The following is a 20,341-nucleotide window of genomic DNA, read 5'->3' on the forward strand; positions in this document are numbered from 1 at the left end:
CAATAGTATAGGATTGATTAATCATCAAAAAAACTTACTTCAGTCATGCATAAATACGCAACTGGAGTAAGCTGAATGCCTGTTTTTAACAACGCAGGTAAGGAATGAGAATACCAAAGTCAAATATATTTGTTTTTGACGAATTAAAGGAATGATAGCATGAATAAATACCATCATCTCTATGAACAATTAATTCAACATACAAATAAAGATAATGTACTGGTGAATGAACCGATTAGAGAACATACGTATACTAAATTAGGCGGGGCGGCAGATTTTTATATTACCCCGTCGACTTATGAAGAAGTGCAGGCGATTATTCGTTTTGCAAACCAAGAAGATGTCCCATTTACGATGCTTGGAAATGGATCGAATTTAATTGTGAAGGATGGCGGCATCCGCGGGATCGTTATGAACCTGCAGCAGTTGTCGTCTATTTGGAGAGAAGGGGATAAGGTTATCTCCCAAAGCGGGGCAAGAATTATTGATGCCTCCCGTTTTGCTTTAAATGAAGAGCTTGCCGGGCTAGAGTTTGCCTGTGGCATTCCAGGGTCTGTCGGCGGAGCGCTATACATGAATGCAGGCGCATATGGTGGAGAAATTAAAGATGCGCTGGAAAGCACGATAGTTGCGACAAAGGACGGCGAACTGCTGACATTAACTGCCGATCAATTAGATCTCAGTTATCGCACAAGTAATATCCCGGATAACGGGTATATTGTTTTGGAAGCAACATTTGCGTTAAAGTCCGGGAACAAAGAAGAAATTAAAGAAATGATGGATGATCTTACATATAAAAGAGAATCCAAACAGCCGCTGGAATATCCGTCTTGCGGCAGCGTGTTTAAACGACCGCCCGGTTTCTTTGCAGGTAAGCTGATTCAAGACTGTAATCTTCAAGGGAAGCAGATTGGCGGAGCGGAAGTTTCTACAAAGCATGCTGGTTTCATTGTAAATAAAAGTAATGCCACCGCATCCGAATATATTTCCTTAATTCAATTTGTGCAAGCAACGGTGAAAGAGAGATTTGATGTGCAGTTAGAACGTGAAGTGCGGATTATTGGCGATGATGTGGAAGGTTAGTTTTATGGAACAGATTCTGTGCGTGACAGAGGATGCCGGAATAAAAAAGAAAGATTGACATGTCTTTTATTCATTCTTATAATATGAAGTGTTATTTTAAACTTCAGGCAGAGGTTCTTAGCTTAAACCCTCTATAAAAAACTAAGGACAACTTGCGATTATCGAGTCGTGTTCCTTGGGAGCACGGCTTTTTCTATGTGAGAAAGTTTTGAACTGCGGGGTAATAGAAAGGAATGGATTTCTGTTATCTTCATATATCTAAAGGAGGTGACGAGTATGGCAGGAAGAAGCGAAAAGGATCTGCAAGGAATTGAATTGCTGGGGAATAAAGAAACGAAATATGCGTTTGATTATACACCTGAGATTTTAGAAACATTTGATAATCAGCATCCAAATCGTGATTATTTTGTAAAATTAAACTGTCCGGAATTTACAACGCTTTGTCCGATAACGAATCAGCCGGATTTTGGAACCGTCTATATCAGCTATATTCCAAATATCAAAATGGTAGAGAGTAAGTCTTTAAAATTATATTTGTTCAGCTTCCGGAATCATGGTGATTTCCATGAGGACTGTATCAATATTATCATGAATGATTTAATTGAGCTGATGGATCCGCGTTATATTGAAGTGAGAGGAAAATTCACGCCGCGCGGGGGGATTTCCATCGATCCATATTGTAATTATGGAAAAGCCGGAACGAAATTTGAAAAGATGGCAGAAAACCGGTTAATGCAGCATGATATGTATCTGGAAACCGTTGATAACCGATAGAGGGAAACTAAGATCCTTGAACCTTTGAAGAGAAGGGAACAGGATAATGTATATTTATTTTAATGCCATCTTTGTTGGCTTATTGTTATTGTCGAATATTTTGTCAGTTAAATTATTTCAAATGGGAAGTATTGTTCTTCCCGCTGCAGCAATTGTTTATGTGATAACTTATCTGATGACGGACGTCATTGGGGAGGTTTATGGAAAGCAGGCAGCCAGAAGAACGGTACAAGCCGGATTCATTACACAGGTGCTTGCCATGATCTTCATCTATATTTCCATTCAGCTTCCGCCGGCTGCGGATTTTCAATCACAGGCAGCTTTTGAAGAGATTTTCAATGGAAGCTTCCGGATCATTTTGGCGAGTCTGGTTTCCTATTTTGTTAGCCAACACCTGGATGTCTCCATTTTTCACACATTAAAAAAACGGCATGGAGAGAAAAAGCTGTGGCTGCGTAATAATTTATCAACGATGACGAGCCAGCTCTTTGATACAGTCCTATTTATTACTATTGCTTTTTGGGGTGTTGTTCCGACATCTGTTTTACTGGGAATGATTGTATCGCAATATATTTGGAAATTTACCGTTGCAGCAGTTGATACACCATTTGCGTATCTGCTGGTCCGCTGGGCGCGAAAATATGAAGAAAAACATCAAACGGAGTTATTAGAGGCTTCTTAATTAAGCAGGAGAAGTTTCCTGGCATAATAATAGGAAAGAATAAGAAAACCAGCCAAAAGAAGAATCTGGCTGGTTTTTCTGGTATAACAGCCGATCTTTTTGCAATAGAAGTGAGTACGGTGTGAAGAAAGTCAGCTTCATCTTTAATTCTAATCGATTGTTTTTTAGTGAAATTCATATCAACGAAAAAATTAGAGCTTTTTCCGTAGTTGAATAATCATGATGATTCCTATGATGAAAAAAATCAAGATGAGGATGGTCCCAAATGATATACCTGTAATAATAAACATAACGATTGATCCGAAGAAACTCATCAGCGTAAATACAATAGAAAAAAGATAATTTGTTTTCTCCTTGGAATAGTTTCTTTTCTTACTTAATACAGCTATTATGATTTGGAGCAGTAAAAGGCAAAATAAAATGATTAACCATCCATTATATACGAAGTCCTCTGTTTCCATAAAAATCCCCACTTTTAACCGATTATCTAATATACAAAACTTTCGCACCCAAGAATAAGCATATATATCTTGCTATTTCAGGATTATCGTTTTCTTCATTACCGTGCTTGCTTTTGGTTACATATCGACCATTTTGAAATTGGTGATTGTGCATAGCTCCGCTCCGGCCAACCACTCCGCTTTCCGACGTACAAATGTTTTCGATGGGGTGAGTAATCGCAACCCCAGGAGTCACGGGTTTAGCCTGCAAACTTCATAGGAGTTATAATGAACGAAACTAGCCCCTGATTCGTCATAACGTAGGTTAATGGGGGTATAGAGTAGTAAGAAAGACTATACCAAATCAGAGCTATTACACGAAAGGAGCTAGTAAAATGCATTATAACACAAAATATGTAGGTTTAGATGTGTCGAAGAATAAAATTGCAGTCTGCGTGGTTGGCCTCCGCTCTGATGGGATTCTACAGCGAAGATAGAAATTAATTGAAAAGGAAGGCGTAATTCACTAGGATAGAAGATAAGAAGAGTAGATGGAGGTATATTATGGGGGCTTATATTGCTGTAATTGTTGTTTCGGTCATTGTGGTAGCAATGGTTATTATTTTATCTTTGGTTACTTTATCAAAAGGATATGGCTATAAGCATAAAATAGATCCGCTTCCTGATGAAGAGGAGAAGAAGGAAAGTGATAGCGATAGCGATGAGGAGGAACGGAAAGAAGAAAAGAAATAAGGTTATCTAGGAGAAAGCTATGAATAGAATGAGTGTATTTATTATCGCAGCGTGTGCAGCTTCTGGTGTTTTATTTGTTTTATATTCGCTTTCTTTTACGCATCAGGCAATATATGTAGCGGTGGATGGAAGCGATCAAAATGAAGGTACATTGGAGCGTCCCTTTCAAACAATTGCAAAAGCCAGCTTGGAGGCTGAGGCAGGTACCACCGTATATATTCGGGAAGGAACGTATAAAGAGCCCTTGGTTGTCCAGCACAGCGGCACGAAGTACAAGCCAATCACCTTTCAAGCGTATCAAGGGGAAAAAGTCATTGTGGATGGCGAGAACCTAAATACTTCAGATGGGGATCGTGCGCTTGTTGTTCTGGAAGATAAGAATTACATAAATATAGAAGGTTTGACTATCAAAAATGTAATAACAGATACAATAGATGAAACGGTTATGGGTTTTTTTATCAGCGGTTCCAGCAGTCATATTACAGTGAGAGATAATACCATCAAAGAAATAAAGACATGGCATGAGAAAGGGAATGGACATGGGATTGCAGTATATGGAACAGGTTCGATGAGGGATATAAATATCATAGATAATATCGTTGAGGATTTAAAGTTGGGCACCAGTGAATCGGTTGTATTAAATGGTGATATTGATGGGTTTACGATAGAGGGGAATAAGGTTCAATACAGTGATAATATTGGAATTGACCTGATAGGGTATGAAGGTGTTGCCAATAATCCTTCTGCTGATTATGTCCGTAATGGGATAGTACAAAATAATACAGTCCACCATGTTTCCTCTTTTACCAATCCGGCGTACAATGGCGAGTATAGTGCGGCAGCTATTTATGTAGATGGCGGAAAGGATATCCTTATTAAGGAAAATGAATTATATGAAAATGATATAGGTATTGAAGCAACCTCAGAGCATAGTGGAAAATATGCTGAGAATATACAAATGATAGATAATCTGATCTCAAATAATTATTATACAGGAATAGCTATCGGTGGCTATGATGAAGAGAGAGGCGGCACGCGCAATACGCTGATTACGAATAATACTCTTTATCAAAATGATACGAAACACTTAAAAGGCGGTCAGCTTCTGGTGCAGTATAATGTACATGATAATGAGATAAGAGGAAATAGATTTACTGCCAGTCCATCACGCATTTTTATTGCGAATTTCTTTCGGGAAAACAGAGATAATCGTCTGATTGAAAATATTTATTATAGCGAACAGAGCGAAGAAGCTATCTGGATTTGGAAGGATGAGGAGTACCGTTCTTTTTCTGCATTTAGAGAAGCTTCTGGAAGCAGTGATGAAAAATCACTATATATTGATACAAGAAAAGAAGAATAAAACGGGATATGTGGTCTGTTTTAGAGAAACCTCTCCCGCTGTTTAAAATAGACGACAATCCAAGTGATATTTTTAATCATCAAATAGAGAAGAGAAGTTTTAGCCCTTCCAAAATAGGTAATATTTTTATAAAGGAAGGAGGTTTCCAAAGATGGCACGAAAGAAATATTATGTAACGGTGGATACGGAGGAAATCAGCGAGGTTTCGCTTCCTGATAATGGGATTGAGTATGAAATATATGCAACACCAGAAGAGGTAAAAGAAATTGAAGTTCTGTTTACAAGAAAAGAGCAAAATGCAAAAGATGCGGTTAAATTCGTAGGAAAACCATTTGATGAGCGGCCTGTCGATGCAAAACGTGCTAACTATGAGGGGGACTTGATTGCTCTTTATCGTAAATTGTACGATTTAGGAACTGATGAAACCAAGAAAGAAATTAAAGAACTTCGTTTATTTTAAGATGAGAGATTCAAAAAAAGAAATGCAGGCAATGAAAAGCTGCTGCCTGCATTTCTTTTTGAAAAATATATCCGTAAAATAGCGTAAATCATACAATTTTATTCCTCTTCAACAGGAGGACGGTACCCCTGCTGCAGCTCAGAAATACTTAAACCAAATGTCATCTGTAAATGCGGGTAATCTGTAAAGTTATTAAAATCTCCACCCCATTCAAACCCTAAATCCTTTGCAATCTCTGCAACTTCAAACCAGTCGGACTCTCCATTGTTATTCCCGTCATAATGGATATCCCAGATGACCTCTCCATCATGATTACGAATTGCATAATCAACAGCCAGTCCATAATTATGGTAACTTTCTCCGGCTCTGGCATGGGTAACAATATCTTCTTCATTTTCTCTGCCTCTTGCATACAGTGTTTCCTGCTCTTCTTCTGTGCGCAGGCCATCTGTAATAACAACCTCTATATCTATATCATCTGCACGATCAATTAACGTATCGACAGCTTCTTGGACATCGGGATGAAGTTCTGATACAGTTTCTTCTCCATCCACTCTTTCATAAGAAGGAGTTGTTTGCTCATAAAGCCAGAACAGCAAACCTATAAAAAGAATAATTGCCATCCAAGAAAGCGTAAAATGCTTTAAAGCTTTCATTCGATATTTCGGGCTCCTTTAAAAAGAATCTCTCTAGTAATATCATAACATGTACAAGCTTCTCATGAAGGGTTGAACAACTAGAAATCTGGTAGTTTTGCAAATTGATTTCTTGGCTGATTTAGACATATAATGAGAGAAACCTGACAGAAATGGAGGGAAAATAATGTATTACCTCATCAGCTGTTTAATTGGCTATATTTTTGGCTGTATTCATGGATCGCAAATCATTGGAAAGATAAAGAAACGGGATATTAAAGGGGAAGGTGTAAAGAATGCGGGAGCATCGAATGCAACGATTCTGTTAGGTTGGAAATATGGGATTGTTGTAGCGCTCATCGATATTTTTAAAGCGACACTTGCTATTTTGCTTGTTCTCTTTATTTTAAATGAAGCGGGAATTTCGACGGCGGAAATCTCGTTATCCATTTATTTGACGGCTTTATTTGTTATTATTGGTCATAACTATCCAATTACGATGAAGTTTAACGGCGGGAAAGGGACAGCATCTTTAGTCGGTGCATTGATTGCTATTGATTGGCGGGTAGCTTTGATCGGGATTGCTATCTTATTATTTTTTACTTTTGCAACGGATTATCTTGTTATCGGTGTTTTATTTATGTACATATCCTTTCTTATCACAACTTATTATTTCTTTGGAAATGGACCTGCGCTGGTGGTGATATTTTTAACACTGCTATGTATATACAAGCATATGGGAAATTATCACCGGATTCTATTAAAAGAAGAGACCAAACTATCCAGTATGTTTAAAAAGAGTGCTTAAAGAGAAAAATTTAAAAAGGAAGTTTTTTATTAAGGAGCGTGCAAGGGTTGGATATTCTACTATGGGTCATCATTATCCTATTATTTATCGCAAGTTTTCTAGGGATCGTTTTTCCGATGATTCCATCTGTCATCGCGATTTGGGGCGGATTTTTGGTCTATTATTTCTTTATAAATAGTGACTCCCTGACCTGGTGGTTCTGGACAGGGATGATTGTTATTACTGTCATCTTGTTTGTAGCGGATATTATTGCCAACAGCTATTTTGTGAAAAAGTTTGGAGGCAGTAAAGCTGGAGAAAGAGGGGCTGCTGTCGCTGTAATTGTCGGCTCATTTATCACACCGCCATTTGGAATTATCTATGTACCATTTTTAACAGTTCTTGCTATTGAAATGATGCAGCGGCGGACAGCAAAAGAAGCAATTCGAGCTTCTATCGGTTCTTTTTTAGGATTTTTAGGTGGATCTGTAGCGAAAGTAGTATTGCAGCTGATAATGATTGTCTGGTTCTTGATCGCAGTTTGGTTTTAATTAGACAACATATATGAAAAAAATCGTCAGCTTCTTGACTTTCATCAGTGAGAACTATATATTAAAAGCATAGTTGAAATGTTGACGGAGAATAGTACGTTGTCCATGTCTAACACAGAGAGAAAAAGAGTGCTGAGACTTTTTCTTAGACATACAAGGGAACCTGCCTCCTGAGTTCGCCATATAAGGATATATATATCTGAAGTTGGCGCGGTTTAAGGCCGTTATCTAATGAAGTGTATATATGTGCCGGCTGTGTCTTTAAATGATGGAACAGAAGCATATGTATAAACAAGGGTGGTACCACCACTAAACCTCGGTCCCTTTTTTGGATGGAGGATTTTTTATGTTGGAAAAGAAAGTTGACACATATTGAAATAGTAAATAGCAGAACAGTAAAATGAGAAAGAGGTGCTTACGTTGGGTAAGAAAAATAAACAATTTGTAGAAAAAATTACAGCGATGGAGGATGATTTCGCTCAATGGTACACGGATGTAGTTAAGCAGGCAGAGCTGGTTGACTATGGTCAGGTGCGCGGAACAATGATTATTAAACCTTATGGCTATGCTATTTGGGAGAACGTAAAGGATGAACTGGACCGTATGTTTAAAGAGACGGGGCACACCAATGTAGCCTTCCCGCTTTTTATTCCGGAAAGCTTACTGCAAAAAGAGAAGGACCATGTGGAAGGATTTGCTCCTGAGGTTGCCTGGGTAACTCATGGAGGGGACGAGGAATTAACAGAACGTATCGCAGTACGTCCAACCTCTGAGGTGCTTTTCTGTGATTATTACTCAAATAATATCCACTCCTATCGTGATTTGCCAAAGCTATATAACCAATGGTCTAATGTAGTCCGCTGGGAAAAAACAACACGCCCGTTCCTGCGTTCTTCTGAGTTTCATTGGCAGGAAGGTCATACGGCGCATGCGACAGATGAAGATGCGACCAAAGAAACCAATCAGATGCTTGAAATTTATGCCAAGCTGGTGGAAGACTACCTAGCAATTCCTGTTCTAAAAGGAAAGAAAACAGATAAAGAAAAATTTGCCGGAGCTGAATTCACGTTAACGATTGAAGCGTTGATGCATGATGGAAAAGCCTTGCAATCCGGTACTTCTCATCATTTTGGTTCCGGATTTGCAGAAGCATTTGACATTACGTATCTGGATGAAAATGGAGAAAGCCAATTTGTTCATCAAACTTCCTGGGGATTATCTACCCGGATTATGGGTGCATTAATTATGGTACACGGAGACAACCGCGGATTAGTAGTACCTCCAAAGATTGCGCCGACACAGGCAATGATTGTACCAATCGCGCAGCATAAAGAAGGGGTTCTCGATAAAGCTTATGCATTACGAGATCAATTGGCTGGTATTGCCCGCGTGGACATTGACGGCAGTGATAAAATGCCGGGCTGGAAATTTAATGAATATGAAATGAAGGGTATTCCGGTCCGTATCGAAATGGGGCCAAAGGATATTGAGAAGGAACAGGTTGTTCTTGTCCGCCGTGATACGGGAGAAAAAGAATTTGTCGCCTTAACCGATGTAGAAGAGCGTCTGGCTGCCTTACTGGATGAAGTGCAGGCAAACCTCTACAATCGTGCGCTGGAGCATCGTGTAGAGATGACACATACTGCGATGGATATGGAAGAATTCAAAACAGAAATTGAAAAAGGCGGATTTGTCAAAGCAATGTGGTGTGGAGATGTTGCTTGTGAAGAACAAATTAAAGAAGAAACATCAGCAACATCTCGCTGTATTCCGTTTGAACCGGAAAGTGTCTCTGATAAATGTGTATGCTGCGGGAAAGAAGCAAAAGAATTGGTTTATTGGGCAAGAGCATATTAATAATAAATCATCAGGTGAGACGAATCTGTTGGTTTAAGGAATAAAAAATCACCCGCTTTTATCCCAGGATAAAAGCGGGTGATTTTTGAAAAAAGATTTCAAGAAATAAAGTAAGAAGGACACGATGCTCTAGTACCTGAGTTGGCCATACGATGTGATCGATCTTAGTCGATGAAAGTGCAGCGGTTTTGGTGGAGGTGAGTAATCGCAATCCCAGCCCCAGCCCCAACACCAACTAAGGCGATCTGTCTCCTTTCAGCTTTGGCTTGCCAAGTTGTCTCTATTATTCGTCCATGACATCTGCAATTTCTTCTTGCAATTTATCAAAAATATCCTGATCGATATCGGACACTTCATCACGATAGTATTGATGTACAGGCTCTGCAGCCTCTCTAAACACTTCAATTTGTTCATCTGTTAACTCAATGATTTCTGTCGGATTATCGGTATCTGCTTCAATCGCATCGATACCTTCTTGATTTTGATTAGTTTGTTCTTCGAAGACCCAATCTTGCATTTCTTCCACGGTCTCGTCGACTACTTCTTTCACATTATCATCCAAGCCGTTATACCAATCCGTATTCACAGTTGTCATCGCAACATAGTTATTATGGTTAGAAACAGTAACAGTATCTTGTACTTCATGAAAGCTTGCAGATTGAATAAAGAAAATTGGGTTTTCTTGTGCGTCTACGGTCCCGCGGTCTAGTGCTGTGTATAATTCATCCCAGCTCAATGACTGAACAGTTGCGCCATAAGCAGCATATGTTTCACGCATAAGCGGTGATTCTTGTACGCGGATATTTAAACCGCTCCAGTCTTCAGGAGACTCAATCCCTACATTACTAGACCAAGCTGTTGCCCCTTCTGTCCAGTAAGATAGAGGAGAAATACCATGTTCTTCGTATTTGGCACGTAAATCCTGATTCAATGCCTCACTATTTGTTAATACTTCCTGTACTTGCTCTTGATCAGACGGGAAGAAATAGTGCAGGGAGAAGATTTGTCCATCCTGTACCTGATTCCCTGTGAAACCAGGAGACATTACGGCAAGTTCGACGCCACCTTGCTGGAGTAATTGGGCTTGGTCAACTTCACTTCCCAAAGCACCGAACTCCAGTGGTTCGACGGTAATTGCGCCATCTGTTTTTTCACTGATGCGGTCTGCAAATTCTGCGGCATACTCATATTGAACTTCACCTTGAAGCTCTTCGGTTACAAACTGCCATGACTCTTCTGCAAAGTCCCCATTACTAGCATCTCCGTTACTTTCTCCATCGCCATTCCCTCCACATGCTGCTAATAATACGCTGAGCGCAATAATAGAGGAAAGCATCCATGAGAATCTTTTGTTTAAAATAATAAATACCCCCTAAATTTTATATATAAAACAGCAATACATCTGTTTTATTAATTAATAAGTACTAATGATAACTGCGGGAAGAAAATTAATAGCACACCAATAAATAATAAAATTAAAATATATGGAGGTGTACTCCTGATTACTTCCAGGTATGGTTTATTGAATACCGCACTTGCTGTGAAAATATCTACACCAAATGGCGGTGTAGCAGATCCTAATGCTGCTTGGAAAGTAATAATCACACCTAAATGGATTAAATCGACACCTGCTGTTTCTGCCGCTGGTATAAATATAGGTGTTAATACGAGAATAACAACAATCGGATCAACAAACATACATCCTATAAAGAAAAAGATACTAACTACGATAAGTACATAGATGGCGCTTGGGTCTGTTCCCAACACTGCTTCAGAAATTTGCTGGGGAATTCTAGCGTAACCAAGTACCCATGAAAATAATTGCCCTCCAGCGACTAGTACAAATACTGCTGATGTAACTAAACCTGTGGATAGGGCAATACTTGGAATCTTTTTTAACGGAATGGTCCGAAAAATAAAGACTTCTAGAATAAATGCATAGAGTACGGCAATACCGGAAGCTTCAACAGGGCTGAATGTACCTGTATAAATACCGCCGATAATCAGAACAGGGAATCCTAAAGGTAACAGCGCTTTACGGAAAGATTTCCATCTCTCACCCCAGCCTTGCCGTTCAGCTAGTGGGATATCTTTTATTTTTGCATAAATCACACTATAAATAGCAAAAGCAAGAAATACCAATAAACCTGGGATAATACCTGCGATAAATAAATCACCGACAGATACGCCAGAGCCAGCTGCTAATGCATATATAATCATGCCAATACTTGGCGGAATAAGTAAGGCAACATCACTTGCGTTAATAATTAATGCAATAGCGCTGGAATCTTTATATCCCGCCTTCAACATTCTTTCCCGCATCGGGCGTCCAATTGCTACTACTGCTGCTTGTGTAGAACCGGAAATGGCCCCAAATACAGAACAGGCAGCCGCTGTTGTTACAGCATATCCGCCACGAATGTGACCGATAAATGAACCAATGAAATCTAGCAGCCTATTAGAGGTTTTTCCTGAAGTCATAATATCTGCCGCAAAAATAAATAAAGGCACACACAGTAAGACAGAAGATGAGATTCCTGTTAATAACTGTCCCATCAGCAGGTCCATATTTAAATTTGGATTAAATATAAGCATCACCACGACAGGAGCTAACATTAATGGAATCATCATCGGGAAGTTTAAAAAAAGCAATACAATCATTATCGATAACATTGTCGCTAACATAAGTTTTTCCTTTCTGCACGTTTTCAGTTTACAAATTGATGTCTTCTAATTTAACATCTTGTTTCTTTTCTTGATCATTATAATCTGGAGCATCAACACCTATATACACGGTATCTTTTGCTTTTGCAGTAAAATTAATATAGGTATTTCGCAAATATTGGATGCCTGCTGTTAAGAAACCGATCGGGATAAATATCCCCATAAGATATCTCGGAAGCTCCAGGGAGGTAGTAACAGCTCCTGTGTTATATTCAAACATCACAAAGCTGTATGAGTAGTACGCAAGTATAAACATAAAGATACTTGTAACAAAGTTAATGATAATCATCATTACTTTTCGGATTTTAAAAGAGGCAAAGTCATAAAATGCTGACATACTGATATGTCTGCCTTTTCTTGCTGCATAAGCGATTCCCATAAAAGTAGCAATAACAATTGCAAATTGGCTAACCTCGTATGCGAAAAAGAATATTCCTGAATTAAAAACTTCTCTGGCAATCACATTACCGATTATCATAAAAGAAATAAGGATGATAGAGAAGCTTAGAATAAACTCTTCCAGCTTCATGAAGGCTTTATCCATCCATTGTAGAATTTTCAATACATTGTTCCTCCTCTGTACATAGTGTTCAAACAAATTATAAAAAAACGTCTTTTATACTTAGGGAATCCATTGTTATGTATCTTTATTGAACTACCCCTGATAAGGACTTTCCCCCTTAATTAGCCAATTATTTTTTATCACGGAAAATCGCCCGTTAACCTCCCGCCTCTAAACAGACAGTCAAAATGAATGTATTTAGGCAGGGGATAACGGGCGTTAACTCCCTGAATTACGCAGCTATACATTCAGTGGAAGAAAAGCAAAACTCCCACTGATTTGCAGTTTTGTTTTATGTTACAGAAATGTTTCACTATATTCAAATCAGCTATAAGGCGATTAATCTTCAAGAAAAGGGATAAATCTCCATCTAAGTCATATAGAAGTATTTAACAGCTATATGATGCCAAATACGCTCTTATAGTTAAGAATACTTTTTAATTACCTTAAAGAGGATGTTCAAATTTAAAGAAGCTGTTCATGAATAATATCCAGCTATTGAATCATCATTTTATCTTTGTTATAAATATACATTTGGTGAGGGAATAAATATGAAAGCAAATTTAAAGAATGGAATAGATAAAGTAATGAATGATTTTACCAATATAAGTGATACAATTTTTTATCATCTTGGTCGAGAAGACTCCATCCTCAAGCGAAGCTAGGGTGGAGATAAATCGTTTTTTTTGTATACAAACATAAGTTCGTGTGATACAATATCAATATACGAAACATTCTTTGAGAACTGGATATACAGGGTTGTGACAAGAAATGCTTTGTCACGTAAAATATCCAAGCAGTACTTGACACGCACACACTGAAGTTGCGAAAACCAAGCTAAAATAGGGTGTGCGGTGAAACCGTCGTATAAAGTATTAAAGCGTTCACCGTAGGGGCTACGGGTAGAGCCTGCTAAAATAACTGATGGTTGCATTGGTGTTCGCAGGAATCTCCATCTTCAGATTTTGTTTGAAATCAAGATGGAGTAGTTCAATGACAAATGAAGAAGCAATGAAAGCGATGAAAGAAGAGTTCCATAAAAATAAAACGCCCGTTTAGTAATTAGAAAATAGTGGAGGAAGTTATCAAATCAACTTCCTCCACTATTTTCTAATGAAGAAGCGCTTCGATATCCTTTTCAATCGTATCCGGATTTTTTTGCGGTCCAAAACGTTTAGATACCTTTCCGTCCGTATCAATAAGGAATTTTGTGAAATTCCATTTGATTTGTTCGCCTAATATACCTTTTTGCTCGGTCGTTAAAAAATCAAAAAGAGGATGTGCCTTATTTCCTTTTACATCGACTTTGGAAAACATTTGAAATGTCACTCCATAGTTCTGTTGGCAAAATTGATTAATTTCTTCGTCTGCCCCCGGATCTTGATGGCCAAACTGATTACATGGAAAACCGAGCACTTCAAAACCCTGTTCTTTATACTTTTCATACAGTCTTTGTAAGCCTTCAAACTGAGGGGTGAAGCCGCATTTACTTGCAGTGTTTACGATGAGAAGCACTTTCCCTTTGTAATCTGACAGGGATTTCTCTTCGCCGGCCATTGTTTTTGCTGAAAAATCATAGATAGTTGTCATATTACCTCACCTCGAAAAAAATGATAAGATGTACATACATAAAATTAATTCCAATTGTATTATAGCAAGAAAGGGCGTTTATTTGTGACTAAAATGATAAAAGATATTCCATTAAAGTCGGGTGAAAAAAATGCTTATTTACGTTATCTCACTACTACTGATTTACCCGATATTTTAGAATTACAAACGATTGTTTATGAAGCTTTAGAGGATAAAAAAAGGCTGGAGACCCTGGATGAAAGTGAATTTCGGACGATATTAGAGGGAGAGCCGCTGATGGTTGGTATTTTTCATCAGGAAAAGCTGATTGCTTTCCGGGCGTTTCTGAATCCAGTTGCAGATGAGGAAGGGTTGGGAGAGGATATCGGCCTGACAAAAGAACATTTTGCAGAAATTATCTATTCGGAGATTTCCAATGTACATCCGGATTACCGTGGCAATCATTTGCAAACCCAAATGGGTGAATTTGTGATGGAACAATTAGATAGAAACAGATTCCGCTATATTTTAGCGACAGTTGCTCCCGGGAATATTCCAAGTATGAAGGATAAATTTGCATTGGGAATGTGTATTTATCAAGTGAAGGCTAAGTATGGCGGAAAGCTGCGCTATATTTATTGTAATGATTTAGCATTAAACGATGTACAATCGAAAGAGCAAAGAGAAATAGATATAAAGGATATTGGTGGTCAAGCAAAGCTAATAGAAGAAGGTTATATTGGTATAGAGATGAAAAAAACAGGCGCTGACTGGATAATCATTTATCAGAAATAATACAAAAACAGGCTGGAGAATGGAATCTCCAGCCTGTTTTTGTAGCTTATATTATGAAACGTTTGTTGTTTCCGGAAGTGTTTCGCCAATAGCTGCTAAACGCTCTTGAATTTCTTCTGTAGATAAATCATGTTCTTTCACATAAAGGTTACGTGGTGTCACACGACATTCATGCGTGCATCCACGTAAATATTTATGTTCATTTTCCTCAGAAGCAAGCATTTGTCGATTACACTCTGGATTTGCACAATTTACATATCGCTCACAAGGTTCTCCATCAAAATAATCCTTGCCGATGATGACATGCTCTTTTTGGTTGACTGGGACGCTGATACGCTCATCAAATACGTAGAGCTGTCCATCCCATAATTCGCCTTGCACTTCAGGATCTTTCCCATAAGTAACAATACCGCCATGCAATTGACTAACATCATCAAAGCCTTCATCTTTCAGCCAGCCGCTGAATTTCTCACAGCGGATGCCTCCTGTGCAATACGTGACAATTTTTTTATCTTCAAGCATTTCTTTGTTTTCTTGTACCCAATCCGGTAATTCACGGAATGTCTTAATATCTGGACGGATCGCGCCGCGGAAATGCCCTAAATCATATTCATAATCATTACGGGCATCTAATACGATGGTATCTTCGTCCTGTAATGCTTTATAGAATTCTTTTGGCTCCAAATACTTTCCAGTTGTTTCTAACGGATTAATATCATCTTCTAAACGAAGCGTAACTAATTCATTTCTTGGACGTACATGCATTTTTTTGAAAGCATGCTTATCATGGACGTCTACTTTGAATGTCATATCTTCAAAGCGAGGATCGGCATGCATATGGTTCATATATGCGTTTGTCTGTTCGATCGTACCTGAAACAGTCCCGTTAATGCCCTCTTCAGCTACTAAAATACGTCCTTTTAGTCCAAGCTCTTTGCAATATTTAAGATGCTCAGCTGCAAATGCTTCCGGATCCTCAATATGCACATAATTGTAATAAAGTAAAACGCGATATTCTTGATTTGTTTCCATTTGGTTTACCACCTGTTCATTCTGTATATTTGCAAGATACACAAATGAGTCTGGTTTCGTTTATTCATTTTTCGTCTTGCAATTCTTTATTTTAGCATGTTTTTTTGCTTTGTTCCAGCCTTTGAAAAAAACGTGTCCCTTATTATTTGAATCGTCTTGGACTTGAGCATAGTCAAGTTAATCTTAACTTCCATAAAATGAAGTATTCATGAAGGAAGGAGATGAAATAATGAGCGACTCATCCAAAAAAGCAATGATGCCTGACAAAGTGGTTGAGGTGATGGTAGATAGCATTTTCCGTAAAAATGGTATCAAACCGGAAGAGGTGAAAAATAACCTTTCTGAAAAGCAGCGTGAGATGTTAAAAGAAATGGTTACTGATTTAAAAGCACAGGTAGAGGAGTTTCAAGAGAAAAGAAATGAATCTAAAACAGAATAGTTTCTATAAAAATGTGAAGAAAACCCATTCGTTCTTCACATTTTTTGTGAAGCTTAATGAACATTGGTATTGCATATTCCCTAAAATTTGGACTAGGTGATTTTGCCATTTTCCATGTTCTTTGTGCAGGTGTACAGGAAGTATAGTTATCAATACCATAAATTAATTTAGAACTTTAAGAAAGGAGTGTTAATCGATGTCTGTCTACAGAAGTAAAACAGAAGGAATGAACCGTTTCCATGAAGATTTATATGGAGACGACTATATGTGTCCTCCAAAAGAAAATGATTATGACTGCGACACAAATAATTATCAATCAGCACCAGCTTATCATGATAATTCCTTTAGCCCGAATTTTGGTGAGGCAACTGTTGTTCAAGATGGAGATGAATATTCATATATGGAGCAGGAATCTGCAGAGGTTATTTGGGTGAAAGAATCATGCAATATCAACGTCAATTCAACAGATACTCAAATTGGTGCGTCCTTACAGGCTGCGCTACAATTAGCAATTGCCATTGTTATTCGTTTGTCCATTGCCGATTCTGCGGATGAAGAAGCAGTAGAACAAGAATTGTTGCAAACAATCAGTTCCAGCCAAGTAAATAAACAAAAAATATTTATCTATAATACAAAAGATGCAACTGTAACAACAACAGATACGGACCTTTCAGTAAATATTCAATTGCTTTTACAATTACTTGTTGCTTTGGTAATTATGATTGATATTCTGTAATCCAATTATTTTATAGAAAGGAGTGTAAAACGAGATGATGCAAAAAAAAGAATGGAGAGCGTTAGATTACTGTGATGATGACCAAAATAATCAAGCAGTTGTAGATCAAGAAGCTAAACAGAAGAATATAACGAAGCAATCCTCTGAGGAATGGATTATTATCAAAGATTCTGAGGGTGTAACGGTAACAACAACAGACACACAAGTAGCAATTAGTTTGCAGGTAGGTATTGAAGTAGCTATTGCTGTTGTGCTTAGCATTACATTGGCTGATTCGGATAAAGCAAAGACAGTTTTCCAAGATTTAGAACAAGTGATGAAAACAAAACAAAGTAATCGCCAAAAAACCATTATTGAAAAATCAAAAAATGTTAATATAACAACCACAGATACAGATATTGCAATTAATATTCAGCTATTAATTCAATTACTACTGGCAATTGTAGTAAGTTTGGATATTTTATAAGAATTTTTTACAGTAAAAATAAAAGAAAATAGAAGTAAGCCTCTTCTTTAAGCTCCCTTTATATGGATGATAAAGGGGGCTTAATTAATTTTGAAATATAACCTCCGCTTTACTAAATCACCTTTTTATTAAAAGAAAACACTTATCGTAGTGTATTAGGAAATATAGGCCTTATCCACTCAAATAATAACGTTTTAGGGATTTAGAAAGTGCAATATTGTTGCATTTAATAATTATCAGAAATGTTCTGATAATAGAATTTGTTTAATAGTTACTATTTTTGGTAAATATAAAAATTAATGGATTTTATAACGACGATCGTTGCTGATTTATGAAAACGCTTCTTCCGTTGAAAAACGTCGAATTTTGTTTGATAATACTCCCTGATATTTGCTTGCAATTTTTTATGAAAGGGTTTAAAATAATACTTGCAAAAGGTAATTGGAGTTACAAGAATACTTTACGATCTCTTTTTCAAGACGGTGTAAAAGTATTTAGGTTTCAATGACTTTGCATATCTTGTATAAGGAGGTCATGATAATGACTGGTAAAGTAAAATGGTTTAATGCAGAAAAAGGTTTTGGTTTCATCGAGCGTGAAGATGGAGACGATGTATTTGTACACTTCTCTGCAATTCAAGCTGAAGGATTCAAAACTCTTGAAGAAGGTCAAGATGTTGAATTCGAAATCGTAGAAGGCAACCGTGGCCCACAAGCTGCAAACGTTGTTCGTCTTTAATTCGAATACGAATGATATAAACTGGTAAAAAAACCTCGAATGTTTTCTAGAGACATTCGAGGTTTTTAAAATGATTGAAAAGCTATTTGCTATAGTGTCATCTCTGCTTCATGTGCAAGCAATTTAATCAATGCTTGTGTTCCACTGTCTGCTTCCCCCATATCAGCTAAATCTTTATAAAGTTTTAATGCTAATTCCAGTCCGGGTGCCGGCAATCCCATATTGTGAGCTGATTCTAAAGCGATCTCCATATCCTTAATAAAATGTTTTACGTAAAATCCGGGCTCATAATCTTTTTCGATCATTCTTTTACCTAAATTAGATAAAGAAAAGCTTGCAGCAGCTCCGGTAGATATCGTTGCTAGCACTTCCTCTGCATCTAATCCTGCTTTCCTTGCATAAAGAATCGATTCACAAACACCAATCATATTTGTTGCAATTGCAATTTGATTTGCCATTTTTGTATGCTGTCCAGCTCCTGCCGGTCCGAGTAAAGTAATTCTTTCCCCTAAAACACGGAATATGGGAGCAATTTCATGATATGCTTCTTTGTCTCCACCAGCCATAATTGCCAATGTTCCATTTTTTGCACCAACATCTCCACCAGAAACAGGTGCATCCAGGGCGATCAAACCGTTCTTTTTTGCTTCTTCATAAACTTCGATTGCTAAACTGGGCTTAGAAGTAGTCATATCAATGACGTAAGCACCTTTTTTTGCGTGATTTAAAATCCCTTGCTCACCAAAATATACTTTTTGAACATCTGCAGGATAACCAACCATTGTAATAATTACATCACTTGCTTTAGCTAAGCTGGATGAGTCATCGTGCCATTCTGCGCCAAGTTCTAATAACTCTTCTGCTTTTGATTTTGTTCTTGTGTAAACATGCAGCTTGTATCCGGCATCCATTAAATTTTTAACCATGCTTTTTCCCATAACGCCTAAACCAATAAAACCAATTGAAGCAGTTGATGCTGTTATCATCCTATCCGTCTCCTTTGTATAAATATTTACTTTAAGCTTGTCACGAAAATTTAGAAAACGCAACCATTTTAAGTAAACAGCGTAACTAAGATCCGACATACTCTCTTTTTCACTCATTAAGATAAACTTGGCAACGATTGCCGTGAATCGAATCAAGTTGGTTACATATATTATAAAATGATTACACAATAAGAAAATAGTAGTTTGCTCAAAAGGATGGACAGAAGGGGAGGATAATAATGACGGTAAATATAGAACAGCTAAAACAGCGGCTGCTTGCAAGACAAGAGGAGCTAATTGAAAGGGTAAACAAAAAGACAGAAATGAAATATGAATTTAGCCAAGAGGTGTTAGGTGAATTATCCAATTACGATAATCACCCTGCTGATACAGGGACAGAGCTGTTTGAACGAGAAAAGGACAGTGCTTTAGACCGGCATGCGGAATCAGAACTAGAGGAAATAAATAATTCGATTCATGCGATGGAAGAAGGGACCTATGGGATTTGTAAGGTATGTGGAGAAAATATTGAGCCGGAGCGTCTAGAAGCTTTACCAACTGCGGATTGTTGTGCAGCACATCAAGAGGAGAGAACCTATCATGGTGAAACGTCACCAAAAGAAGTATTTAAAGTAAGAGAAGACGGTGGTGAAAATAGCTGGGAAGACGTACAGCAATACGGAACGTCCAGTTATACTCCAGACTATCATGACGGCGCAGGGGTACCAGAAGATGGGCAAGAAAGTACCGATAATATAGAAGTAGAAGACTTTTTGGCAGCAGATATGGAAGGGAAGTATACTGGTGTCACATCTAATCATGAAGCGTATGAAAATGATTTGGATAATGAAGAAGAGTAATACAATAAAAACCGGACGATCATTCCATTATTGAGGAATTCTAGTCGTC

At 37.8% G+C, this 20,341-nt stretch carries 23 protein-coding genes, 1 riboswitch and 1 other annotated feature; of the genes, 15 read left to right on the plus strand and 8 right to left on the minus strand.

The genetic code is table 11. The features are described from left to right. Positions 1-159 precede the first annotated feature (159 nt). From murB to BN986_RS20285, 6 genes are all read left to right on the plus strand, one after another. Positions 160-1,083 carry a UDP-N-acetylmuramate dehydrogenase gene (gene murB / locus BN986_RS20255; protein WP_040983520.1) on the plus strand — a complete coding sequence of 308 codons (924 nt, stop codon included), beginning with the start codon at positions 160-162 and terminating at the stop codon, positions 1,081-1,083. Between the two features lie 104 nt (positions 1,084-1,187). Further along, positions 1,188-1,234, plus strand: a riboswitch (PreQ1 riboswitch). A gap of 125 nt (positions 1,235-1,359) precedes the next feature. After that, the gene (gene queF / locus BN986_RS20260) at positions 1,360-1,857 is read left to right on the plus strand and encodes a preQ(1) synthase (protein WP_040983521.1); all 498 of its coding nucleotides are present in this window, start codon (positions 1,360-1,362) and stop codon (positions 1,855-1,857) included. A gap of 46 nt (positions 1,858-1,903) precedes the next feature. Beyond that, a complete protein-coding gene (locus BN986_RS20265; RefSeq protein ID WP_040983522.1) occupies positions 1,904-2,539 on the plus strand; it encodes a queuosine precursor transporter in 636 nt (211 codons plus the stop codon). Between the two features lie 1,004 nt (positions 2,540-3,543). Continuing rightward, positions 3,544-3,732, plus strand: a complete 189-nt coding sequence (gene ytzI, locus BN986_RS20275; RefSeq protein WP_040983525.1) for a YtzI protein — start codon at positions 3,544-3,546, stop codon at positions 3,730-3,732. Between the two features lie 19 nt (positions 3,733-3,751). Beyond that, on the plus strand, positions 3,752-5,095 hold the full coding sequence (locus BN986_RS20280; protein ID WP_040983813.1) for a DUF1565 domain-containing protein: 1,344 nt from the start codon (positions 3,752-3,754) through the stop codon (positions 5,093-5,095). Between the two features lie 151 nt (positions 5,096-5,246). Beyond that, on the plus strand, positions 5,247-5,555 hold the full coding sequence (locus tag BN986_RS20285; protein WP_040983527.1) for a hypothetical protein: 309 nt from the start codon (positions 5,247-5,249) through the stop codon (positions 5,553-5,555). A 98-nt stretch (positions 5,556-5,653) separates the two neighbouring features. Here the strand turns inward: BN986_RS20285 and BN986_RS20290 are convergent, their stop codons facing one another. After that, positions 5,654-6,211 (minus strand): M15 family metallopeptidase, encoded by a 558-nt coding sequence (locus BN986_RS20290; protein WP_040983529.1) that lies wholly within the window; start codon positions 6,209-6,211, stop codon positions 5,654-5,656. 166 nt (positions 6,212-6,377) lie between these two features. On the opposite strand from BN986_RS20290, the gene BN986_RS20295 reads away from it, so the two are divergent. The 3 genes from BN986_RS20295 to proS all read left to right on the plus strand — a co-directional run bounded on the left by BN986_RS20295 (position 6,378) and on the right by proS (position 9,385). After that, positions 6,378-6,998 carry a glycerol-3-phosphate acyltransferase gene (locus BN986_RS20295; protein ID WP_040983531.1) on the plus strand — a complete coding sequence of 207 codons (621 nt, stop codon included), beginning with the start codon at positions 6,378-6,380 and terminating at the stop codon, positions 6,996-6,998. Between the two features lie 47 nt (positions 6,999-7,045). Then, on the plus strand, positions 7,046-7,528 hold the full coding sequence (locus tag BN986_RS20300) for a DUF456 domain-containing protein (protein WP_040983533.1): 483 nt from the start codon (positions 7,046-7,048) through the stop codon (positions 7,526-7,528). 72 nt (positions 7,529-7,600) lie between these two features. Continuing rightward, positions 7,601-7,856: a binding site (T-box leader), on the plus strand. 92 nt (positions 7,857-7,948) lie between these two features. Beyond that, the gene (gene proS, locus BN986_RS20305) at positions 7,949-9,385 is read left to right on the plus strand and encodes a proline--tRNA ligase (RefSeq protein WP_040983535.1); all 1,437 of its coding nucleotides are present in this window, start codon (positions 7,949-7,951) and stop codon (positions 9,383-9,385) included. 283 nt (positions 9,386-9,668) lie between these two features. On the opposite strand, the gene dctP is transcribed toward proS, so the two are convergent. The 5 genes from dctP to BN986_RS20325 all read right to left on the minus strand — a co-directional run bounded on the left by dctP (position 9,669) and on the right by BN986_RS20325 (position 14,261). Continuing rightward, on the minus strand, positions 9,669-10,721 hold the full coding sequence (gene dctP / locus BN986_RS20310; RefSeq protein ID WP_040983537.1) for a TRAP transporter substrate-binding protein DctP: 1,053 nt from the start codon (positions 10,719-10,721) through the stop codon (positions 9,669-9,671). Between the two features lie 74 nt (positions 10,722-10,795). Then, the gene (locus BN986_RS20315) at positions 10,796-12,070 is read right to left on the minus strand and encodes a TRAP transporter large permease (protein WP_040983539.1); all 1,275 of its coding nucleotides are present in this window, start codon (positions 12,068-12,070) and stop codon (positions 10,796-10,798) included. 28 nt (positions 12,071-12,098) lie between these two features. Continuing rightward, a complete protein-coding gene (locus BN986_RS20320) occupies positions 12,099-12,671 on the minus strand; it encodes a TRAP transporter small permease (protein WP_040983541.1) in 573 nt (190 codons plus the stop codon). A gap of 661 nt (positions 12,672-13,332) precedes the next feature. Beyond that, a complete protein-coding gene (locus BN986_RS27570; protein ID WP_211198904.1) occupies positions 13,333-13,605 on the minus strand; it encodes a hypothetical protein in 273 nt (90 codons plus the stop codon). A gap of 176 nt (positions 13,606-13,781) precedes the next feature. Next, a complete protein-coding gene (locus BN986_RS20325; RefSeq protein WP_040983543.1) occupies positions 13,782-14,261 on the minus strand; it encodes a glutathione peroxidase in 480 nt (159 codons plus the stop codon). A 93-nt stretch (positions 14,262-14,354) separates the two neighbouring features. Between BN986_RS20325 and BN986_RS20330 the strand changes: the two genes are divergently transcribed. After that, on the plus strand, positions 14,355-15,035 hold the full coding sequence (locus BN986_RS20330; RefSeq protein ID WP_040983815.1) for a GNAT family N-acetyltransferase: 681 nt from the start codon (positions 14,355-14,357) through the stop codon (positions 15,033-15,035). Positions 15,036-15,086: 51 nt separating this feature from the next. On the opposite strand, the gene trhO is transcribed toward BN986_RS20330, so the two are convergent. Next, positions 15,087-16,067 (minus strand): oxygen-dependent tRNA uridine(34) hydroxylase TrhO, encoded by a 981-nt coding sequence (gene trhO, locus BN986_RS20335; protein ID WP_040983545.1) that lies wholly within the window; start codon positions 16,065-16,067, stop codon positions 15,087-15,089. 229 nt (positions 16,068-16,296) lie between these two features. Here trhO and BN986_RS20340 point away from each other — a divergent pair, with 229 nt between their 5' ends. The 4 genes from BN986_RS20340 (at position 16,297) to BN986_RS20355 (ending at position 18,446) form a co-directional block, all read left to right on the plus strand. Then, on the plus strand, positions 16,297-16,506 hold the full coding sequence (locus tag BN986_RS20340) for a hypothetical protein (RefSeq protein WP_040983547.1): 210 nt from the start codon (positions 16,297-16,299) through the stop codon (positions 16,504-16,506). A 196-nt stretch (positions 16,507-16,702) separates the two neighbouring features. Next, a complete protein-coding gene (locus BN986_RS20345; RefSeq protein WP_040983549.1) occupies positions 16,703-17,242 on the plus strand; it encodes a spore coat protein in 540 nt (179 codons plus the stop codon). Between the two features lie 34 nt (positions 17,243-17,276). Next, the gene (locus BN986_RS20350; RefSeq protein WP_081922274.1) at positions 17,277-17,708 is read left to right on the plus strand and encodes a spore coat protein; all 432 of its coding nucleotides are present in this window, start codon (positions 17,277-17,279) and stop codon (positions 17,706-17,708) included. Between the two features lie 537 nt (positions 17,709-18,245). Continuing rightward, positions 18,246-18,446 (plus strand): cold shock domain-containing protein, encoded by a 201-nt coding sequence (locus BN986_RS20355; protein ID WP_198048619.1) that lies wholly within the window; start codon positions 18,246-18,248, stop codon positions 18,444-18,446. A gap of 89 nt (positions 18,447-18,535) precedes the next feature. On the opposite strand, the gene BN986_RS20360 is transcribed toward BN986_RS20355, so the two are convergent. Next, positions 18,536-19,549, minus strand: a complete 1,014-nt coding sequence (locus BN986_RS20360) for an NAD(P)-dependent oxidoreductase (protein WP_316244935.1) — start codon at positions 19,547-19,549, stop codon at positions 18,536-18,538. A 122-nt stretch (positions 19,550-19,671) separates the two neighbouring features. Here BN986_RS20360 and BN986_RS20365 point away from each other — a divergent pair, with 122 nt between their 5' ends. After that, positions 19,672-20,292, plus strand: a complete 621-nt coding sequence (locus tag BN986_RS20365) for a TraR/DksA C4-type zinc finger protein (protein WP_040983556.1) — start codon at positions 19,672-19,674, stop codon at positions 20,290-20,292. Positions 20,293-20,341: the final 49 nt, after the last annotated feature.

The sequence above is a fragment of the Oceanobacillus jeddahensis genome (assembly GCF_000750635.1).
GTDB classification, from domain to species: domain Bacteria; phylum Bacillota; class Bacilli; order Bacillales; family Amphibacillaceae; genus Oceanobacillus; species Oceanobacillus jeddahense.